The organism is Nocardiopsis akebiae (assembly GCF_018316795.1).
GTDB classification, from domain to species: domain Bacteria; phylum Actinomycetota; class Actinomycetes; order Streptosporangiales; family Streptosporangiaceae; genus Nocardiopsis; species Nocardiopsis dassonvillei.
Genome location: NZ_CP074132.1, coordinates 5,707,219 through 5,727,436 on the forward strand (window position 1 = coordinate 5,707,219; position 20,218 = coordinate 5,727,436).

Annotated in this window: 16 protein-coding genes; 11 read left to right on the forward strand and 5 right to left on the reverse strand. The window is 73.2% G+C overall.

Annotation, left to right across the window (positions count from 1 at the left end; all coding sequences use genetic code 11):
- The first annotated feature begins 33 nt into the window (after positions 1–33).
- A complete protein-coding gene (locus KGD83_RS24380) occupies positions 34–2,331 on the forward strand; it encodes an elongation factor G-like protein EF-G2 (protein ID WP_212641343.1) in 2,298 nt (765 codons plus the stop codon).
- Here KGD83_RS24380 and KGD83_RS24385 read toward each other — a convergent pair.
- Together KGD83_RS24385 and KGD83_RS24390 are read right to left on the reverse strand one after the other, a co-directional pair.
- On the reverse strand, positions 2,328–3,098 hold the full coding sequence (locus tag KGD83_RS24385) for a M48 family metallopeptidase (RefSeq protein WP_047872126.1): 771 nt from the start codon (positions 3,096–3,098) through the stop codon (positions 2,328–2,330). The two genes, KGD83_RS24380 and KGD83_RS24385, sit on opposite strands and share 4 nt — an antisense overlap.
- 6 nt (positions 3,099–3,104) lie before the next feature.
- Complete coding sequence (locus KGD83_RS24390) at positions 3,105–4,805, reverse strand: amidohydrolase (protein WP_212641344.1); 1,701 nt, start codon at positions 4,803–4,805, stop codon at positions 3,105–3,107.
- Between the two features lie 491 nt (positions 4,806–5,296).
- Between KGD83_RS24390 and KGD83_RS24395 the strand changes: the two genes are divergently transcribed.
- Entirely contained in the window at positions 5,297–6,457 is a 1,161-nt protein-coding gene (locus tag KGD83_RS24395; RefSeq protein ID WP_212641345.1) for an acyltransferase family protein, read from the forward strand.
- A gap of 104 nt (positions 6,458–6,561) precedes the next feature.
- Here KGD83_RS24395 and KGD83_RS24400 read toward each other — a convergent pair whose 3' ends face one another.
- Entirely contained in the window at positions 6,562–7,512 is a 951-nt protein-coding gene (locus tag KGD83_RS24400; RefSeq protein WP_212641346.1) for a CDP-alcohol phosphatidyltransferase family protein, read from the reverse strand.
- A gap of 225 nt (positions 7,513–7,737) precedes the next feature.
- Between KGD83_RS24400 and KGD83_RS24405 the strand changes: the two genes are divergently transcribed.
- A complete protein-coding gene (locus tag KGD83_RS24405; protein ID WP_212641347.1) occupies positions 7,738–9,177 on the forward strand; it encodes a GuaB1 family IMP dehydrogenase-related protein in 1,440 nt (479 codons plus the stop codon).
- A gap of 209 nt (positions 9,178–9,386) precedes the next feature.
- Here the strand turns inward: KGD83_RS24405 and KGD83_RS24410 are convergent, their stop codons facing one another.
- On the reverse strand, positions 9,387–10,163 hold the full coding sequence (locus KGD83_RS24410) for an endonuclease V (protein ID WP_212641348.1): 777 nt from the start codon (positions 10,161–10,163) through the stop codon (positions 9,387–9,389).
- A gap of 203 nt (positions 10,164–10,366) precedes the next feature.
- Here KGD83_RS24410 and KGD83_RS24415 point away from each other — a divergent pair, with 203 nt between their 5' ends.
- From KGD83_RS24415 to KGD83_RS24430, 4 genes are read left to right on the forward strand one after another with little or no spacing between them, the layout of a single operon-like run.
- Entirely contained in the window at positions 10,367–11,215 is an 849-nt protein-coding gene (locus tag KGD83_RS24415; RefSeq protein WP_212641349.1) for an ATP-binding cassette domain-containing protein, read from the forward strand.
- Positions 11,202–13,310 (forward strand): YhgE/Pip domain-containing protein, encoded by a 2,109-nt coding sequence (locus KGD83_RS24420; RefSeq protein ID WP_212641350.1) that lies wholly within the window; start codon positions 11,202–11,204, stop codon positions 13,308–13,310. Before KGD83_RS24415 ends, KGD83_RS24420 begins: the two co-directional genes overlap by 14 nt.
- A 49-nt stretch (positions 13,311–13,359) precedes the next feature.
- Positions 13,360–14,025, forward strand: coding sequence for a TetR/AcrR family transcriptional regulator (locus KGD83_RS24425; RefSeq protein ID WP_212641351.1), 666 nt, complete (start codon positions 13,360–13,362; stop codon positions 14,023–14,025).
- A gap of 16 nt (positions 14,026–14,041) precedes the next feature.
- Positions 14,042–14,437, forward strand: coding sequence for a DUF3592 domain-containing protein (locus KGD83_RS24430; protein ID WP_212641352.1), 396 nt, complete (start codon positions 14,042–14,044; stop codon positions 14,435–14,437).
- On the opposite strand, the gene KGD83_RS24435 is transcribed toward KGD83_RS24430, so the two are convergent.
- Positions 14,400–15,497: an antibiotic resistance protein VanZ gene (locus KGD83_RS24435; protein WP_212641353.1), complete on the reverse strand. Its 1,098-nt coding sequence runs from the start codon at positions 15,495–15,497 to the stop codon at positions 14,400–14,402. The genes KGD83_RS24430 and KGD83_RS24435 overlap by 38 nt on opposite strands.
- Positions 15,498–15,977: 480 nt before the next feature.
- On the opposite strand from KGD83_RS24435, the gene KGD83_RS24440 reads away from it, so the two are divergent.
- The 4 genes from KGD83_RS24440 to KGD83_RS24455 are packed head-to-tail and all read left to right on the forward strand — an operon-like array spanning position 15,978 to position 20,029.
- A complete protein-coding gene (locus KGD83_RS24440; protein ID WP_256448816.1) occupies positions 15,978–18,557 on the forward strand; it encodes a sensor histidine kinase in 2,580 nt (859 codons plus the stop codon).
- 2 nt (positions 18,558–18,559) lie between these two features.
- On the forward strand, positions 18,560–19,015 hold the full coding sequence (locus KGD83_RS24445; RefSeq protein WP_013151333.1) for a roadblock/LC7 domain-containing protein: 456 nt from the start codon (positions 18,560–18,562) through the stop codon (positions 19,013–19,015).
- 8 nt (positions 19,016–19,023) lie between these two features.
- Positions 19,024–19,467 (forward strand): DUF742 domain-containing protein, encoded by a 444-nt coding sequence (locus KGD83_RS24450; protein WP_212641354.1) that lies wholly within the window; start codon positions 19,024–19,026, stop codon positions 19,465–19,467.
- Positions 19,448–20,029 (forward strand): GTP-binding protein, encoded by a 582-nt coding sequence (locus KGD83_RS24455; RefSeq protein WP_212641355.1) that lies wholly within the window; start codon positions 19,448–19,450, stop codon positions 20,027–20,029. The genes KGD83_RS24450 and KGD83_RS24455 overlap by 20 nt, the downstream gene beginning before the upstream one ends.
- Positions 20,030–20,218 lie beyond the last annotated feature (189 nt).

The following is a 20,218-nucleotide window of genomic DNA, read 5'->3' on the forward strand; positions in this document are numbered from 1 at the left end:
ACCGCTCGGACCACGAAGGGCTGGGTAGCAGGGATGGCAGATCGCAACGCCAACGGAACCGGAGCCTCAGCCGGAGCCGTACCGAGGGCCGACGGGCCCCGCGACATCCGCAACATCGCGCTGGTCGGACCGTCCGGCGCCGGGAAGACGAGCCTGGTCGAGGCGCTGCTCGCCGCCGCCGGGGAGATCGGTCGCCCCGGCAGCGTCGAGGAGGGCACGACCGTCAGCGACCACGACGAGGTCGAGATCCGGCAGGGGCGGTCGGTCGACCTCACCGTCAACCCGGTCATGGTCGGCGACGTGAAGGTCAACCTGCTGGACACCCCCGGGTACGCGGACTTCATCGGCGCGATGCGCGCCGGACTGCGCGGGGCCGACGCCGCACTGTTCGTCGTGTCCGCCCTGGAGGGCGTGGACGGCCGCACCCGGGTGCTGTGGGAGGAGTGCGCCGACGTCGGCATGCCCAGGGCGGTGGCCGTCACCAGGATCGACCACCCGCGCGCGGACTACGACGAGGTGGTCGCCCAGTGCCGGGAGGCGTTCGGTCCGGGCTTGCACCCCGCCTACGTCCCGGCCGTGGAGGGCACGGGGGACGAGCGCCGCGTGGTCGGCGTGTGGGGGCTGGTCTCCGAGCGGTACTACGACTACTCCGGCGGTTCCGACGGCTCCGAGCGCGCGAAGCGTTCCGCCCCCTCGGCGCGTCCGGTGCCGGACTGGCTGCGCGAGGCGGCGGGACCGCTCCGGGAGACCCTCGTCGAGGAGGTCATCACCCAGAGCGAGGACGAGGTCCTCATGGAGCGCTACACGGAGGGCGGCGAACTCGACCCCGACCTGCTCATCGACGACCTCCAGAAGGCGGTCGCCGCGGGCGGCCTCCACCCCGTCCTGGCGATCAGCACCACGACCGGGGTGGGCGTGCGCGAACTGCTGCGCGAGCTGCCGCTCTCGTGCCCGGACCCGACCCTGCGCCCGTTTCCCGAGGCCCTCACGCCGGAGGGCCAACCGGTGGCGGGGCTGTCCTGCGATCCGGACGGCCCTCTCGTCGCGCAGGTGCTCAGCACCGCCGGGGACCCGTACGTGGGCCGGGTGAGCCTGGTGCGCGTCCTCTCGGGGACCCTGCGCCCCGACACCCGGGTCCACCTGCACGGCCACGGGGTCCCGTGCGGGCTGACCGGCCAGGACGAGCTGGACCGGACCGGCAACGACGAGCGCACGGGACCGCTGTCCGTGCCGCTGGGCCGCGAGAACCGGCCGGTGGGCCAGGCGGTCGCCGGAGACCTGTGCCTGGTGGCGAAACTGGCGGACGCCCGCACCGGCGACACCCTCTCCGAGCCGGAGCGGCCGGTGCGCGTGGCTCCGTGGCGCTTCCCGCGTCCGCTGCTGCCGGTGGCGGTGAGCGCGGCGTCCCCGGGGGACGAGGACAAGCTGTCGCACGCGGTGGCCCGGCTGGTGGCGGAGGACCCGTCCCTGCGGGTGGAGGTGAACGCCGAGACCCACCAGATGGTGCTGTGGAGCCTGGGCGAGGCGCACCTGGACGCCGCGCTGGACCGGTTGGAGCACCGCCACGGGGTGCGGGTCCGCACCGGGGAGGTGCGCGTGCCGCTGCGGGAGACCTTCGCGGTTCCGGCGCGGGGCACCGGGAGGAACGTGAAGCAGAGCGGCGGCCACGGGGAGTTCGGTGTCTGCCGGATCCGCGTGGAGCCGCTGGAGTCCGGCGCGGGCCTGGAGTTCGTCGACGAGATCGTGGGCGGGGTGGTGCCCCGCCAGTTCGTCCTGTCCGTGGAGAAGGGCGTGCGCGCGCAGATGGCGGACGGCGTCGGGACGGTGGCCGGTGCGGGGGGCGGCGCGGAGCCGGGACACGGAGCGGAGCCCGGGGCGGGGTACCCGCTGGTGGACATCCGGGTGACGCTCTACGACGGCAAGGCGCACTCGGTGGACTCCTCGGACATGGCCTTCCAGAAGGCGGGGCGGCTGGCGCTCAGGGACGCGGCGGCCGCGGCGCGGCTGGCGGTGCTCGAACCGGTGGACGAGGTGTCCGTGGAGGTGGACGACGCCTACCTGGGCGCGGTGCTGAGCGACCTGTCGGCCCGGCGCGGCCGGGTGGTGGGGACCGAGTCGGTGCGGGGCGGCCGGGCCGTGGTGCGCGCGGAGGTGCCGGAGCTGGAGATCGTCCGGTACGCGGTGGAGCTGCGGTCGATCTCGCACGGTACGGGCGTTTTCAGCCGGGAGTACGCGCGGCACGAGCCGCTGCCCGCGCAGGCGGCGGCGCGGCTGGCCGGTCGGGGCGGGCGGGGGCGGCCCCGGCCCCGCACGGGGGCGGACCGCCCCTAGAAGACCCTTCCCGGCCTGGTGCGGTCGGCCAGGGCGGCGAAGCGGAACGTGTTCACGGGATGGCTGGACAGGAGGTTGACCAGCAGCACGAAGAAGCCCGTGTCGGTGCGGGCGCGGGCGGCGATGTCGTAGAAGTCCACGGCCGGGTACAGGTACTTGCCCGCGGCGAGCACCCGCAGCCCCTGCATGCCCTCGGGGCAGAACGCGTGGGCGTGGTTGTCCGCGGTGTACTCCTGCGCGCGGCTCAGGCTGGTGCCCACGCCGGGGATCACGTTGGCCACCGAGATCCCGAACTGGCGCCAGAACGACGTGTGGCCCGCCGCGATGTGACCGACCTCGTGGCCGATCACGAACCGCAGCGTGTCGTTGTCGGCCAGGCGGTCGCCCACCTCGAACAGGTCGCTGGTGACGGCCACGTAGCGTCGGAAACCGTGCCCGGAGGCGAACGCGTTGAGCTCGCCGTTGCCCAGCACGACGTAGGCCTCGGGCACGCGCTTCATACGGAACGCGGCGGCGGCCTCGGCGACCATCCGGTGCGCCTCGGGGAACTGGTGCTCGGTGATGCGCACCCCGTTGACCCGCTGGCGCGCGTAGAGCTGCCCGCGCACGAAGTACACGAGCGCGGGGATGCTCAGTAGGAGCAGCGGCTGGTTGGGCTCACCCGAGTAGGCGCGGCTGACCGCGCCCACCACGGCGAGCAGGGTCACCCCCACGCACACGACCAGAAGGGGGATCTCCCGGGGATGGCGCAGCCGGCGTTCCCCCATCCGTGGTCAGAGGCGGTACTCGGAGCCGGGACGGTCGTCGTCGGGGGGCGGGGGCGGGCCCCCGTAGGAGGGGCCGGACGGCGGGCGCGGCCGGTCGTCCTCCTCCAGCAGCGCGGCCATGTCCGCGGACAGCGTGGACTCCTCGGTCTTGCCGTCGCGCCACTCCCGGCGGTGCTCCTCGTCCTGGGCCTCCATCACGGCGTCCATGTCGGCCTCGTGGGTGGACTTGGCCCGGTCCTCGTCCGGGGCGGGCCACGGGGACCGGGGCCGGTCCTCCTCGGGGTCGGGCCAGGCGGTCTGCGCCCGGTCCTCGTCCGGGGCGGGCCAGGACGCGGCGAGGTAGGCGCTGTCGTAGGCGTCGTTGGGCGCGTCCTCGGCCGCCGCCTTCGGGCTGTCGTCGCCCAGGTAGGACAGCGCGGCCACGGTGATCGCGGCCAGCCCTGCGCGCAGGGTGGGCTCGCGGGCGGGCGCGAAGAACGGCGAGTGGGTGCTGGGGACGTTGCCCATCTTCTCGTACGGGGTGTCGCCGGGGGCGGCCTCCCACACGTCGTGGGGGGTGGCGCCGACGAACCAGAACACGTACGGGATCGGCTGCGGGTCGCCGGGCAGGCCGAAGTAGCCGAAGTCCTCGGTCGCCGGGAACGGGTCGGGCAGGTGGATGACGTACTCGTCACCGAAGTAGGCGTGGTGCGCGGCGGCCACGTCGGCGGTGCTCTGGGTGTCGTTGCGGGTGACGCCCGCGCCCTGGAAGCGCTCGATCTCGGGCTCGCGGGCGGCTCCGGAGGCGGCGGCCTCGGCGCGCACGATCCGCTCGATGGCCGCTTCGAGCTGGGCGGACACGTTGTCGTTGAGGGCCCGGGTGTTGATCTCCAGGTAGGCCTCGTCGGGGATGATGTTGGCCTTGGTCCCCGCCTGGATCCTGCCGACGGTGAGCACCGCCATCTCGCTCGGGCTGACCTCGCGGGAGACCACGCCCTGGAGGCGGGTGACGATGCTCGCCGCGATGAGGACCGGGTCCACGGTCGTGTTCGGCTGGGAGGCGTGGCCCCCCTCCCCGTACACGCGCACGCGGTAGGAGTTGGAGGCGCCGAGGATGACCCCGGCGCGGTGGGAGATCAGTCCGGCGGGCTGCGGGCCCAGGTGCTGGCCGAGGATGACGTCGGGACGGCCGAAGCGGTCGAACAGCCCGTCCTCCAGCATGGCCTGCGCCCCGTCGAGGGTCTCCTCGCCCGGCTGGGCGACGACCATCACGGTCCCGGCCCACTCGTCGCGGGTCTCCGAGAGCAGGTCGGCGGCGCCCACCAGGCACGCGGTGTGGGCGTCGTGCCCGCAGGCGTGCATGACGGGGACCTCGGCGCCCTCCTCGTTGGCGGCGCGGGCGGTGCTGGCGTAGGGCAGCCCGGTCCTCTCCTCCAGAGGGAGCGCGTCCATGTCGGCGCGCAGCATCACCGTGGGCCCCGGTCCGTTGCGCAGGATGCCGACCACGCCGGTTCCCCCGACGCCCTTGTGGACCTCGTAACCGGTCCGGGTGAGCCACTCGGCGACACCGCTGGCGGTGCGGTGCTCGGCGTGGGAGAGCTCGGGGTTCTTGTGCAGGTCGACGTAGAACCCCTCCACGAGCGGGAAGAGCTCGTCGAGGAGTCGCATGACCACGTTCCCGTGCTGAGCGGCACGGTTGGGGTCCACCGCGTGCGGCACGGCTTCCACCGCCTTCTTCCGTATTATCGACCGGGTCGGAACCGCCCGTCTGACGAGAGCAGCCTAGCGGCGCGTCCGCCGCGGCCACACAGTCAGCCGCGCGGCCCACGCGGGCCGGGGCCGGAGCAGACCCGCTCCGTCACCCTCTGTAGAAGACGGTGGCGCGGATGGGTTAGTGTCTGCACACGGAAAGCTACCCCCGGCCGAGCCGCTCGCGTCACAGACGTTTCACGAGCCCCACCCTTACCTCAACCGAGGCAGGACTCCGGCATCTTTCCAACGATCTCCGGAGAACCGCTGGCATACTTTGCTACATCACAGTAAGGTAACGCAGCACATGTTCATTCATCCGACCTTACGGTGTCCCCCTCGCGCCCCACGCGGCACCGCGCCACCCGCGTTCCGGCCCCACGGTCGGCCCGCGGTCCGCGTGCACGGCCGGAAGAGAGCACACACGTCCCAGAAGCAGATGATCTCGGAGTCCACTCGTGGCCTCATCCATGACCAGTCCGGCATCCCAGCGTCAGGAACCGGGGCACGGCGCGGCAGCCCCCACCACGGCGGCCCCGGGTCCAGGCCGTGACGCCCGTCTGGACAATGCCAAGTTCGTCCTGATCGCCCTGGTCGTCGTCGGCCACGCGATCGGCCCACTACGCGAGTACGGGCCCGCCAGTGCCCTCTACTACTGGATCTACTTCTTCCACATGCCCGCGTTCATCATGATCAGCGGCTACCTCTCGCGGTCCTTCGACGCCTCGTCGAACCGCGTCGAGAAGCTGGTCGTGTCGCTCGCGGTGCCCTACCTGATCTTCTGGACCATCCACCAGTCCATCTACGCGGTCGAACGCGGCGGCCTGCCCGAGTCCATGTCGGTGCTCCAGCCGACCTACGCCCTGTGGTTCCTGGTCGCCCTGTTCGTGTGGCGCCTGAGCGTGCCGGTCTGGAAGCGGCTGCGCTGGCCCGTGCTCATCGCGGTGCTCATCTCCGTGTTCGGGGCCACGGCGAGCCTCGGGGAGACGCTCTCCCTGGGCCGCGTGGTGAGCTTCCTGCCGTTCTTCGTCCTGGGGCTGAGCCTGCGTCGCGAGCACTTCGCCTACCTGGACCGGCTCTGGGTGCGGATCGCGTCCGTGCTGGTGCTGGGGGTGACGGCGGCGCTGGCCGTGCCCATCTCCGAGCAGATGAGCCGCTCCTGGCTCTTCTGGACCAGCAGCCTCACCGACCGCGAGATCGACCCGATCCTGCCGAGTCTGGGCGTGCGGGTCGGCTTCATGGCCCTCGCGCTGGTGATGTCGTTCGCGGTCCTGGCCCTGATGCCCAAGCAGCGCACGTGGTTCACCTCCCTGGGGGCCTACACGCTGTACGTGTACCTGGGGCACTCGGTGGTGATCGTCCTGTTGCAGGCCTCGCCCTGGTACAGCCTGATGTCCGGGGCGACGGAGATGGTCGTCACTGTCCTGCTGGGCGTGGCGCTGACGCTGCTGCTGTGCACCCCGTGGGTGCGCGCGGGCCTGCGCTGGGCCGTGGAACCGCAGCTGACGTGGTTCCTCCGCCAGGACTCCGCGCTGCGCGCGCCGAGCGGTTCCGGGAAGGCCGACGGGGCCGGGAGGACCGGCGGCGGCGAGAACGGCGGCGGACGCGACAAGGAGAAGGTCGGGGTCTGACCCGGCTTCCGCGCGAGGGCGCGGCGTACACGGGAGGGGCGGGTCCGCTTCGGCGCGGACCCGCCCCTCCCGTGTACGCCGCGCCCTCGGCGGAGAGGGTCGGCTCAGCTCCCGCTGGTCGGGTGCGGGGCCGCGGCGGCGCCGGGGACGGCGCCCGAGGCCAACAGCCGGCGGCGGCGCGCCTCGAACCTGCTCGTGTCCTTCCACAGCCGCAGGACCAGGACCACCTCGAAGAATGCCAGCGCCAGGACCGAGAACACCGCGACGGGGATGATCAGGCTGTTGAGCGGGGTGAAGAGGGAGACCAGCGCGGTCACCGGGGCCACCACGCACAGGAACATCTCGAACTCGATGCCGCTGAACAGGTGCGGGCGCACCCGGTGGCGCAGGAGCCGGTCGCGCACGCGCGGGTAGAGGCCGGTCGGGGCGGGGGCGCCCGGGCGGGCCGGCGCCTCCCCCGTCTCCTCGTCCTCGGGGTCGGCCTCGCGCTGGGCCGCGGCGAGCCGTTCGGTGTCCCCGGTCAGCTCGGCGAGGATCTGGTTCATGGTCCGGCGGGTCTTGGCGACCTGGGGGCCGTTGAGGTAGCGCAGCAGGTCGAAGAAGACCACCACCGGCGCCGCGATCAGGTAGACCTCGTGGCCGGTGAGCAGCCACTGGCCGATCAGCAGCGCCATCACGCAGCCGAAGAAGCGGATGCGGTCGAAGACGAAGTCCACCCAGCCGCCGAAGAGCGTGCCGGTGCCCTTGAGCCGGGCGATCTTGCCGTCCATGCAGTCCAGCACGAAGCTGAGGTGGAAGAGCAGTCCGCCCGCCAGCAGCCAGGCCCAGTTGAAGGTCTCGGCGCCCGGTACGAGGACCGGCGCGACGAAGCACAGCATGGAGAGCAGGCCGAAGACCCCCGCCCCCAGCGTCAGCTGGTTGGGCGTGATGTCGGTGCGGTTCGCGGTCCAGACGACGAGGCGTCCGGCCAGGGGGTCCACCAGGAAGACCGTCCACCAGGCGTCCTTCGCCTTGTAGGTCTCTTCCTTGACTTGCGCGAAAGTGAAACGCGGCATGCGGGCTCTCCAGGAACGCCCGTCCGGGCCCCGGCGCCCGACGACGCGCTGACAGGGGCGGGGAAGGGCTGTGTCGGCGGGGATCCGGGTCATCATGCCAGATCGGGGGTCGACCGACCTAATTCGTGACGGCATACTTGACCGGTAAGAGGGGGATCAACAGGCGGCCGCGCGCGGCATGCGGCGGATGGTCCACCCCCTTCGGTCTCGACCGAGGTAGAGGCATTGCGTTTTCTCAACGACCAGGCACCCCAGCAGGACCTGACCTACAGCGACGTGTTCATGGTCCCCAACCGGAGCTCCGTGGGCTCCCGGCTCAGCGTGGACCTGTCGTCGCCGGACGGCACCGGCACCACGATCCCGCTGGTCGTGGCGAACATGACCGCGGTCGCCGGGCGCAGGATGGCCGAGACCGTCGCCAGGCGCGGCGGTGTCGCGGTCATCCCGCAGGACATCCCCCTCGACGTGGTCTCCGACGTCGTCTCCTGGACCAAGCAGCGGCACCTGGTGTACGACACCGCCATCACGCTCAACCCGTCCAGCACCGTGGGCGAGGCGCTCAATCTGCTGCCCAAGCGCGCGCACAACGCCGTGATCGTGGTGGACGGGGACCGCAGGCCCGTCGGCGTGGCCACCGAGGCCGACTGCGCCGGAACGGACCGCTTCGCGCAGCTGCGCGACGTGATGTCCACCGAGCTGATGACCATCCCGGCGGGCACCGAGCCCCGCGAGGCGTTCGGGATGCTGCACGACTTCCGCCACCGGCTGGCCCCGGTCGTGGACGGCAACGGCGCCCTGGTGGGCGTGCTGACCCGCACGGGCGCGCTGCGCTCCACCCTGTACACGCCCGCCGTGGACTCGGACGACCGCCTGCGCGTGGCCGCGGCCGTCGGCATCAACGGCGACGTGGCGGGCAAGGCCGCCGAGCTGCTGGAGGCCGGGGTGGACACCCTGGTCATCGACACCGCGCACGGCCACCAGGAGAAGATGCTGACCGCGGTCTCCAAGGTGCGCGCGCTGTCGCCGCGGGTGCCGATCGTGGCGGGCAACATCGTCACCGCCCGGGGCACGCGCGAGCTGATCGAGGCGGGCGCCGACATCGTCAAGGTCGGTGTGGGCCCGGGCGCGATGTGCACGACCCGCATGATGACCGCCGTGGGCCGCCCCCAGTTCTCCGCCGTGCTGGAGTGCGCCGAGGCGGCGCGCGAGCTGGGCGGGCACGTGTGGGCGGACGGCGGCGTTCGCCACCCGCGCGACGTGGCCCTCGCCCTGGCCGCGGGCGCGTCCAACGTGATGGTGGGCTCGTGGTTCGCGGGCACCTACGAGTCGCCGGGCGACGTCATGCGCGACGCCGAGGGCAGGCAGTACAAGGAGAGCTTCGGCATGGCGTCGGCCCGCGCGGTCCGGCTGCGCACCGCCGAGGACTCCCCGTTCGAGCGGGCCCGCAAGGCGCTGTTCGAGGAGGGCATCTCCACGGGCCGGATGTACCTGGACCCGGAGCGCCCCGGCGTGGAGGACCTGATCGACCAGATCGTCGCCGGTGTGCGCAGCTCGATGACCTACGCGGGCGCCTCCTCGCTGGCGGAGTTCCACGAGCGCGCCGTGGTGGGCGTGCAGAGCGCGGCCGGGTACAACGAGGGGCGCCCGGTTCCCACGAGCTGGTAGGCGGTGTTCCCGCGCCCTCGCAGGCTCGGCCGGAGCCCAGGGCGCGGGAAGCCGGGCCTTCTTCGTCCTCGCCCACGCCTGACGCTCGTTCCTCGCCAACGGCTCGGCTCGCCCTGCAGAACCCCGGCGCGCCCCCGCGTTCCCGCGCCCTCGCAGGCTCGGCCGGAGCCCAGGGCGCCGGAAGCCGGGGTCCGGCGGCCCGGACCGGGTCAGTCGGCCCGGCCCTCCTTCGCGGCGAGTACCGCCTTGCGGTGCTCGCCGCAGAGCTTGTCGGCGTGCCGGACCGGCTCGGGCACGCGGTACTTGGGCGAGAGCCGCAGCACCAGCTCGGCCGCGCCCTCCAGGTCCACCCGGTGGCCGACGGACACGTAGACGGGCTTGACCCCCCTGCGGGTGCGCAGCACGCGTCCGATCACCTCCTTGCCCTGGTCTGCCAGCGCGAAGGAGTCGGGGACCACCTCCGAACGCCCGGCCACCATGGGCGTCCACGACCCCCGCTCCTCACCGGGCACGCTGTGCCTGCCGAACAGCACCGACTTGGCCGACCCCACCACCGGCAGGTCCAGGAGCACCCCCAGGTGGCAGGCGACCCCGAAGCGGCGGGGGTGCGCCAGGCCGAAGCCGTCGCACAGGTACACGTCCGGGGTCACCTCGAGCTGCCCCAGCGCCTCCAGGACCGGCGGGGACTCGCGGAACCCGAACAGCCCCGAGATGTAGGGGAAGGACGGCTCCGAGGAGATGGCGACGGACTCGACCACCTCCAGGGTCCGCACGTCCATGACCACGGCCGCCGCGGAGAGCGCCGTGTTGTCGGTGGCGTAGCTGACGTCCAACCCGGCCACCAGCCGCACCGCGTCCACGTCCAACGGCTCCACGCGGACCCGGTCGGCGAGCCCGCGCTGGAGCGCGACGGCCTCCTTGGGGTCGCTGGGCCAGTTCTCCGGGTCGTCCAGGACCCTCGCGACCCGCTCGGAGATCTCCGACATCCCGATCCTCCCGTTCGTTCGGTGGTACGCGTCCTCCCACTCCCATCCAATCCCATTACCCGGTCGCGCGCGGCGCACGGGGGCGGCGGCGCTGTGCGACACTCCACAGCTCCCGCTGCCCGGAGGAGGCGTATGCGCGCTGTACGGTGGTTTCCGCAGTTTTGAACTGACTGGTCAGTTCAAAAAACGGAGGGGGCTGAGGAATGCGACGGGCGACCGGAGCTCGTGTACAGGCCGAGGGCGTCGGGCTCGCCACCCGGGAGGGCCCGGTGTACACGGGCGTGGGGTTCACGGCCCGGCCGGGCACCCTCACCGTCTTCCGGGCCGACTCCGGGGGCGGGCGCAGCGCCCTGCTGCTCACCCTGACCGGCCGGATGCGCCCCTCGGAGGGAACGCTGCACGTGGACGGGCACGCCCTGCCCCGGCACGCGCGCCGGGTCCGACGGATCAGCTCGCTCGGGCTGATGGACGAGGTCAACCCCCTGGACGAGCGGCTCCGGGTTCGCGAGCACCTGTCCGAGGGGTTGCTGCTGCGCATGCGCCCCGCCGCGCGGAGCCTGGCCGACGAGGCGATGGAGGCCGCGGGGCTGGGCGGGCTGGACCGCCGGTCGCTGGTGCGGGAGCTGTCCATGGTCGAACGGCGCCGCCTCGGGCTGGCCCTGGCCCTGCTGGCCGAGCCCCGGCTGCTGGCCGTCGACGACGTCGACGGCGGCCTGGAACCCGGGCACCAGGCCGACCTGTGGCGCACCCTCAAGGCGCTGGCGGACGACGGGCTGACGGTGGTCGCCACCTGCGCCGACTCCGGCGAGCTGGCCGAGGTGGCCGGGCCGGACACGCGGGGGCCGATCCCGCTGCGCCAGGACGCGGGCGACCCGTCCGGCTCCGGAACCGGAAATCCGTCCGCCTCCGGAACCGGAGGCGCGGACCCCGAGGGCGGCGCGTCCGCCGCGGGACCGGACGACGCCGGGCTCCGCGGGCGGCACCGCCGCCACGTCGGCCTGGACATCCTGCGCGGAGGCCGGAAGGAGGGCGGGGACCGTGGTCCGGCGTAGGCGTTCGCGCCCGCTCGTGCGCCCCCTGGCGGTGCCCCGGCTCGGGCTGCTGACCGTGCGCTCCTTCCTGCGCTCGCCGCTGCCCGCCGCCGCGCTGGCCGCCCTCCTGCTCATCCCCCTGCTCTACTCGGGGATGTACCTGTGGTCGTTCTGGGACCCCTTCGGCCGGATGGAGCGCCTGCCGGTCGCCCTCGTCAACGAGGACGAACCGGTGGAGGCCGGGGGCAGCGAGGTCGACGCCGGGGGTGAGCTCACCGACACCCTCCTGGAACGGGGGGACCTGGACTGGCACCTGGTGAGCGCCCGGGAGGCCGCGCGCGGTGTCGCCGACGGCACCTACTACGTCTCCCTGACCATCCCCTCCGACTTCAGCGCCGACCTGACCTCCCCCTCCCGCGACCGGGAGTCCCCCGCCCCGGCGACCCTGGAGGCGCACTACAACGACTCCAACAGCTTCATCGTCCGCCAACTGGCCGGAAGCGCGTTCCGCGAGATCCAGGAGGCCGCCGCGGCGTCGGCGATCAACGGCTACCTGGACCAGATCTTCCTCGGGTTCAACGAGATCCACGGCAGGACGGAGGAGGCCGCCGAGGGGGCCGACGAGGTGTCCGGCGGCGCGGACGAGGCGGAGGAGGGGTCCTCGGAGCTGTCCGGGGGCGCGGACGAGGCGCACACGGGCGCCGGGGAGCTCAGCGGCGGCCTCGACCAGCTGTACTCCGGTTCGCAGGATCTGGCCGACGGAGCCGCGACCGCCTCCGAGGAGGTCTCGGCCCAGGTGGACAAGCTCGACGCGCTGGCCGACGAGTGGCTGCCCGGGCTGGAGGAGGACATCCCCTCCCTCCAGGAGCACGCCGGGAACGCCGCCGAGGTCACCGCGGCCCTGTCCGCGGCCCTGGAGGAGCTGCCGGAGGTCGACACCGGGGCCCTGGAGGAGGTGGACGAGCGTCTGGCGTCCTACCTGGAGGAACACCCCGGGCTGGAGAGCGAGGACCCCGACCTGTACACCCTGCTGTGCGACCTCCAGGCGGCCGTGGACACCGCCGAGTCGGCGGCCGGGTTCGTGGAGGACAACCGCGACGCGATCACCGCGACCGCCGAGGACGCGGCCGCGCTGAGCGCGGAGGCCGCCGCGCTCTCGGAGGACCTTCCCGCGATGGTGGAGAAGGCCGAGGACGCCCGGGAGCGGGCCGACGAGCTGGACGAGGGCCTGGCCGAGCTGGCCGAGGGGTCCGCGCGGCTGCGCGACGGGCTGGCGGAGTCCGCCGACGGCGCCGGTGACCTCGACGAGGGGCTGGGCGAGCTCAGCGGCGGCGCCGACGAGCTGCACTCGGGCCTGCAGGAGCTGGCCTCGGGCTCCGACGAGCTCGCCCGGGGGCTCGACGAGGGCGCGGACCAGGTTCCCACCTACTCCGAGCAGGGGCGCGACGACGCCTCCTCGACGATGAGCCGTCCGGTCCGGCTGGACAGCACCGTCTCCAACGAGGCGCCCGACTACGGGACGGGGTTCACGCCGTTCTTCGTGCCGCTGTCGCTGTGGGTGGGCGCGATGGTGGTGTTCATGGTGCTGCCCGCGCTGTCCTCGCGGGCCCTGGCCTCCTCGGCCCCCTCCTGGCGTGTGGCGCTGGCCGGGCGGATCGCCCCGCTCCTGCTCGGCGTCGGCCAAGTGCTGGTCATGATGGCCGCCCTGCACCTGCTGCTGGGCCTGGAGGCGGGGAACTGGCCGCTGCTGATCGCCTTCCTGGTGCTGACCGCCGCCGCGTTCGCCGCGACGGTGCAGTACCTGAACGCAGCCTTCGGCGCGGCGGGGCGGGTGGTGGCGCTGGCGCTGCTGGTGCTCCAGCTGACCTCGGCGGGCGGAACGTACCCGATCGAGACCAGCCCGGCCTTCTTCCAGGCCGTGGGGCCGTTCCTGCCGCTGCACTGGGGCGTGACCGCGCTGCGCCACATGATCGGCGGCGGCGACCCGGACCTGGTCCGGACGGCGTTCGGGGTGATGGGGCTGTGGCTGGTGGTGCCTTTGCTGCTCACCTGGTGGACGGTGGAACGCAAGCGCGTGTGGACGATGGGCGCGCTCCACCCGGCGCTGAAGCTGTGACGCGGGCCGGGTGACGGACATGGCGCGTCGTGTACGAGTATGGGCGAGAATGGAACGGATGAGTGCGAGCACGTCCGACCACCCCGTGAGCGGCCGCCGCGAGGCCACCCGGCGGCGCCTGTTCGAGGCCGCGGTCACGCTGATCTCCGAGCAGGGGTACGGCGCGACGACCGTGGACGAGATCGCCGAGCGCGCCGGGGTGGCCAAGGGCACCGTCTACTACAACTTCGGCGGCAAGGGCGAGCTGTACGCGGCGCTGATGGAGTGGGGCGTGACCCGGCTGGCCGACACGCTCAAGGGCGCGGTGCCCCCTCCCGGGGCCGACGCCGCCCCCCGCGAGGCGCTCGCCGCCGTGCTGCGCGCCGGGGTGGTGTTCATCGGCGAGCACGAGTCCCTGGCCCGCCTGCTCATGGCGGAGGCCTGGCGGACCAACCGGGCCTGGTACGCCACGGTCCTCCAGATCCGCACCGAGGCGATCGGGGTCATCACCGGCCTGCTGGACGACCTGGCCTCGGAGGGGTCGCTGCGACCGGACCTGGACACCGGCCTGGCCGGGTCCGCCCTGTTCGGCATGGTGGTGACGGTGGCACTGGACTGGCGCACGCTCCAGCCCGGGCGTCCCGTCGAGGAGGTCCACACGGCGCTGGCCCGCATGGTCGGCGGCCTGGTCGGCCCCGCCGCCTCCCCCGACCGTACGAGCGCCCCGGACACCTGAGAGGACGTACCGCGCGATGACCACCCTCTATCCCCTGATCCCGTTCCTGGCCGGGGTGGTCATGCTCTGGGCGGTCACGCGCGACACGCGCCTGGAACTGCGGCTGCGCCGCCACGGGATGCGCGCCAAGGCACGTGTGATCGGCTACCACGAGACCTCCACGGCCTCCCGGATGATCGTGCAGTTCCGTACCGAGGACGGGCACGAGGTGCACGCCGAGCACGAGAACACCGGGTGGACGGCCTCCCGCGCCGGGGAGATCGTGACCGTCGCCTACGACCCCGACACGCCCGAGCGGGCCCGGATCGTGTCCGCGCCCTGGCTGTCGCACTACGTGCGGGTGCTGTTCGGCGGCCTGGGCGCGATCCTGGTGTTCACGGGGCTGCTGCTGGGCTACCTGGCCTGGCGCTGACGGGCTCCTCGCGCGGGGCGGAGTAGCGGACCAGGCGTGAGGGCAGGGCGCCGTCCAGGGTGGCGCGGGTGCGCACGCGCACCCCGCACAGCAGGTCGGCCACGCCCGCGCCGTCGGGCCGGACCAGGGCGCTGCTGGCGTGCGCCGCGGCCACCGCGAGCGCGTACCAGGGCAGGTCCAGGGCAACGAGGACGACGACGGGGCCCTGGAGCAGGCAGGTGCGCGCCAGGACCCGCCGACGGGCCGCCGGGGCCGGGTACCCCCGTTCGCACAGCGCCAGCCGCACAGAGGCGGCGCCGGGGGTGGCGCGGTCGCGGCGCGTCAGAGCGGGGACCAGGGCCAGGGCCCCGCCCAGGCACAGCAGGGCGGTCGTGCGCGCCCCGCTTCCCGGCCCCGGGGCGCCGAGCGCCTGCGCGCAGACGGCGAGGGAGGCCGCGCCGAACCACCACAGGCCCAGGTCGAGCAGGGCCCCGGTGAGCCTGCGCACCGGGCCGGGCACGGCGCGGTCCGCGACGGCCGCGGGCCAGCCGCGGGCGTACCCGGGCGGGAGTGCCCACCGGGCGAGCAGCCAGCCGAGCAGGGTCGCGACCGCGCCCCAGGCCACGAGCCCCGCCGGGGCACCGGCGTAGGCGCACGGGTACATGCCCAGGAGTCCGGTGGCGCGGACGGTGACCACGGCCGCGGCCAGGGCCGCGCCCAGCAGCACGGTGAGCGCGGCGCCTCGGCGGAAGCGGTGCCGCGCCAGCAGCCCGACCGCCAGGAACAGGGCGAGGACCCCGGACTCCCCGGGCGCGGGCAGGAGTGCCCGGCCGGACCGGCCGCCGAGGGGGTCCGCGCACAGGCCGTCGGCGGAGGCGGGCAGCGGCCAGACCGCGTACGCGGCCAGACCGACGCCCGTGGCCAGGGCGGCCGCGGTACACAGGCCCGGCCAGCCGTGCGGACGGCCGTAGCGGCGGTACTGCAGGAGCAGGTAGAGCGCCGCCGCGCAGACCACCAGCAGCGGAACCCCCGCGACCGCGGCCTCCACGGCGAGCGGTCCCCCGCCCAGCGGCTGGCCCATGCACATCCTCCCGTCACGCGGTGTCCCCTCTTCGGCACGCAACGCTAGTACGCGCGGCGCCGGAGCGCGGGTCGAACGCGGACATTCGCGACGGCGGCCGGGTCCGGGGAGGGAGGAACCGGTCACCCGGAGCAGGACTTGCCATACTCTCCGCCATATGTGACCTTTGCCCTATTGTCACAAGGCTTCACAGGAGGAAACACCCCTACCGCCCACCCGAGAGGTGGACATTCTCGTCTCCCATGGCAGACTGCCCCCACCACCCGGATATTTCAGCGTTTCACCGGCGAGGTACGATCCCCCACGCCGAAACGCCGCGTTTGTGGCTACCCTGCGGTACGTCCCGTGTCGAGAACCCCCACGGACACAGCCCGCAGGACACGGGACCGCGCACAGGCGGACCGGGACGCGCCGACTCCCCCAGGCGGCCCCCACCCCCCACCCCCACAAGACCCCCGGACGCGGATCGACAGGAGAACCGTGCAGGCAGTACCCGAGCGACGCGGTCGGAGCATCACCTCCCGCATCCGCGCAATGGTCATGATCCCCACCACAGCCCTGGTGGTGCTCTGGCTGGCCCTGACCGTGGCCCTGGCCGGGGACGCGGTCGTCCAGCGCCTCCGCGCCCACGCCACCGACGAGCTGGTCGCCCCGGCGGCGATCGGCCTCGTGGACGTGATGCGGGAGCGGACGCAGACGATCGCCCTCATCGAGAACCCGGGGGACGCGGAGACCGAGGGCCAGCTGGCCGAGGCCCGCGAGAGCACCGACGGCTCCCTGGGCGCGGTCGTGGGCGAGCTCGTCGGCTTCGCCGACATCGCCCCCGGCGAGAGCGGCCACCACATCGAGATGCTGCACATGCAGTACGGCGAGATCGACGCGATCCGCGCGGCGGTGGACGCGGGCGAGGCCTCCCGCGCCGACGTCCTGGACTACTACAACGAGCTGATCCTGCACGGCGCCGACAGCTTCGACAGCCAGACCCGCGCGGGCAGCGACGGGAACGACGCGGTCAGCCCGAGCTTCACCGCGACCTACATGTTCCGCACGGTCGACCTGTTCGCGCGGTCCGACGCCCAGATCGCCCACGCCTTCGCCACCGACGAGCTGTCCCTGGAGGACCAGCGCCAGTTCACCGAGCTGGTCGGCTCCTACGAGAGCATGCTCGCCGCCAACGGCCACTACCTGGAGGGCGAGGGCCAGGAGGCCCGGCTGGAGAACCTGCTGGCGAGCCAGGAGTACGCCGACCTCCAGCGCATGCAGGAGGAGATCACCGACCGCCAGGTGGGCACCGAGACGGTCACCGACCCGGTGACCCTGGCGGTCAGCGAGGTCCAGGACCTGTCCATGCCGGTGGACCGCGCCGCGTGGGACGAGGCCTACGACCACGTCCTGTCCGAGCTCACCGCGATCGGCGCGGACGAGGCCCTGTACGCCGCGGACGTCACCCTCGCCGAGGCCAACCGGGCCCTGGTCGTCGCCGTGACGGGCAGCCTCGGCGTCGCCGCCGTCATCGGGTTCGCGTTCCTGCTGGCCCGTCGCTCCTCCAACGTGCTCACCGAGCGCCTGCTGCGCCTGCGCGACGACTCCAACGACCTGTCGGAGAACCGCCTGCCCGACCTCATGCGCCGCCTGCACGAGGGCGAGCGCGTGGACACCGAGGCGGCCCTGCCCGCGCTGACCGCCAGCGACGACGAACTCGGCGACGTGGCCAGGGCGTTCAACACCGCCCAGCGCGCGGCCGTCAACGCGGCGGTGCAGCAGACCGAGCTGCGCCAGGGCGTCAACCGCGTGTTCCTCAACATCGCGCACCGCAGCCAGACGCTGGTCCACCGCCAGCTGCGCCTGCTGGACCGGATGGAGCGCGAGCAGGAGGACCCCGAGCAGCTGGCCCAGCTGTTCAAGCTCGACCACCTGGCCACCCGCTCCCGCCGCAACGCCGAGAACCTGCTCATCCTGGGCGGCGAGGCGCCGGGCCGCACCTGGCACCGCCCCATGCCGCTGATCGACGTGCTGCGCGGCGCCATCTCCGAGTCGGGCGACTACACCCGCGTCAAGCGCGAGCGGATCGCCCGCGTGCACCTCAACGGCCCGGCCGTGGCCGACGTCATCCACCTGGTCGCCGAGCTGGTCGACAACGCCGCGATGTTCTCCCCGCCGCACACCCACGTCCGCCTGAGCAGCGAGGACGTGCCCAACGGCGTCACGGTCGAGATCGAGGACCGGGGCCTGGGCATGACCGAGAGCGAGTTCGCCTCGGCGAACGCGCTGCTGTCCAGCCCGCCCGAGTTCGACGTGATGCGTCTCAACGAGAAGATGCGCCTCGGCCTGTTCGTGGTCTCGCACCTGGCCCACCGCCACGGCATCCGCGTGCACCTGCGCCCGTCGCCGTACGGCGGCGTGCAGGCCATCGTCCTGCTGCCGCACGAGTTGATCTCCGGCGACCGCTCCCCGCTGCCCTCCGACGAGAGCGGAGAGCAGGTGTGGGACGTGCGCGAGATCCTGGACCGCACGCCCGGCGGCGAGCTGTCGTCCGGCAGGCGCGTCAAGCCCGTGCTGACCTCGGTGTCCGCGCCGAAGGAGGAGACCCCCGCCCGGGAGGACGAGGACTCCGCGGACCCCGCCGGGAGCGATGGGGAGGGCGCCGTGACCGCCGAGGCCCCGGCTGGCGGCGCGGACCTCCTGGACGCGGACGGCGACCGCCCCGCGCTGCCCACCCGGACGCCGCTGCCCACCCGGACCCCGTCCGTCAGCGCGGTCCCCGACCCCGAACCCTCCACCGACGCCGAACCGCCCGCCATGGTCGAGGCGGGCGGGGGACGGCCGCCGCTGCCCAAGCGGCGGCCCCAGGAGAACCTGGCTCCGCAGCTGGCCGCCGACCCCGCGGCCGACACCCGGAGCGGCCCCGCGGCGGCGGGCGCGTCCTCCCCGAACGGGGCCCAGGACGGCCAGGAGCGTCTGGCGCGCCTGCGCCGGAACATGTCCGCGTTCCAGAAGGGCACGGACCGCGGACGGCGCGAAGGCAAGCAGCAGACCAACGACACCGACAAGGACGCGTAACCGTGACGAGTACTCCCGAAAGCGCCCAGCGTGACAGTGGAAGCGGCGCGGGCAAGAAGGACATCGACTGGCTGCTGGACGAGCTGCTCGACCGCGCGGTGGGCTCCCGCCACGCGATCGTGCTCTCCGCCGACGGGCTGCTGATCGGCCGCTCCCGGGAGCTGGTCAAGGAGGACGCCGAGCACCTGTCCGCGGTGGCGTCCGCGTTCCAGAGCCTGGCCCGGGGCACCGGCCGCCACTTCGGCGGGGGCGAGGTGCTCCAGACCGTCGTGGAGATGGAGAGCGCGTACCTGTTCGTCACCGGCGCCGGCCGGGGGGCGTGCCTGGCGGTCCTGGCCGAGGAGAGCGCCGACGTCGGCCTCATCGCCTACGAGATGAACGTGCTGGTCGAGCAGGTGGGCCGTTATCTGGACGCCGCGCCCAGACGCGAGGGCGCTTCCGGGGAAGCCACGCGATAGGGGACGCCATGCAAGCGCACAACGAGTTGCCGCCCGAGGAGGATCCGCACGGCCTGCCCCAGAGGGACGCGGTCGGCGGGTACGACGAGGGCGCCGCGGTCGGACAGCAGGACGCCGGACCACTGGTACGGCCGTACGTGATCGCGCAGGGGCGCGACCACGCCGACACCGTGCAGCTGGACATGATCAGCGTCGTGATCGCGGCCAAGCGGGCCGAGGTCGACGAGATGGCGCTGGAGCCGGAGCAGATACGCATCCTGGAGCTGTGCCGACGGCCCCTGTCGGTCGCCGAGGTGTCCGCGCACCTGGACATCCCGGTGGCCGTCGTCAAGGTCCTGCTCAGCGACCTGCTCAACCGCGGCCTCGCCTTGGCCCGCGCCCCCTACACAGCGAAGAGCCCGGTCAGCCGGGACGTACTCCAGGCGGTTCTCGATGGCATCCAGCGACTCTGACGACACGCAGGCGCCCGTTCCGGCGGCGCTCAAGATCCTCGTGGCGGGGGGTTTCGGGGCCGGTAAGACGACGATGGTCGGATCGGTCAGCGAGATCGCTCCGCTGAGCACCGAGGAGGTGATGACCGAGGCCAGCTACGGCATCGACGACCTGTCCGGCGTGGAGGCCAAGACGACCACGACAGTGGCGCTGGACTTCGGCCGCATCACCATCAACGAACACCTGGTGCTGTACCTGTTCGGGACCCCGGGCCAGGAACGGTTCTGGTTCATGTGGGAGGAGCTGTCCGAGGGGGCGCTGGGCGCGGTGGTCATCGCCGACACCCGCCGCCTGGAGACGTGCTTCGCCGCTGTGGACTTCTTCGAGCGGCGCGGCGTGCCGTTCGTGGTGGCGGTGAACTGCTTCGAGGGCGCCCACCGGTACGAACCCGAGGAGGTCCGCGCCGCGCTGAGCCTGGACCCCGCGATCCCCGTCGTGCTGTGCGACGCGCGTGAGCGCGAGTCGGCCAAGGCGGTGCTGGTGACGCTGGTGAACCGGGTGGCCGAGCGGATGGCCGCCTGAGTCCGTTCCGGGAGAGGGGCGGGGGACCACCGGTCCCCGCCCCTCTCGTGCCGTCCGCCGGGGACGAACCCGGGGGTTTCGGACGCTCTGCCGGGTTGCGGACACGCTCGGAGACCCGGAGCCGGTGTACACAAGGGGCTTCCAGGTAAAGTGCGCCCCGTGGAGCGCCGAGGGCGTGCCACACCCGCA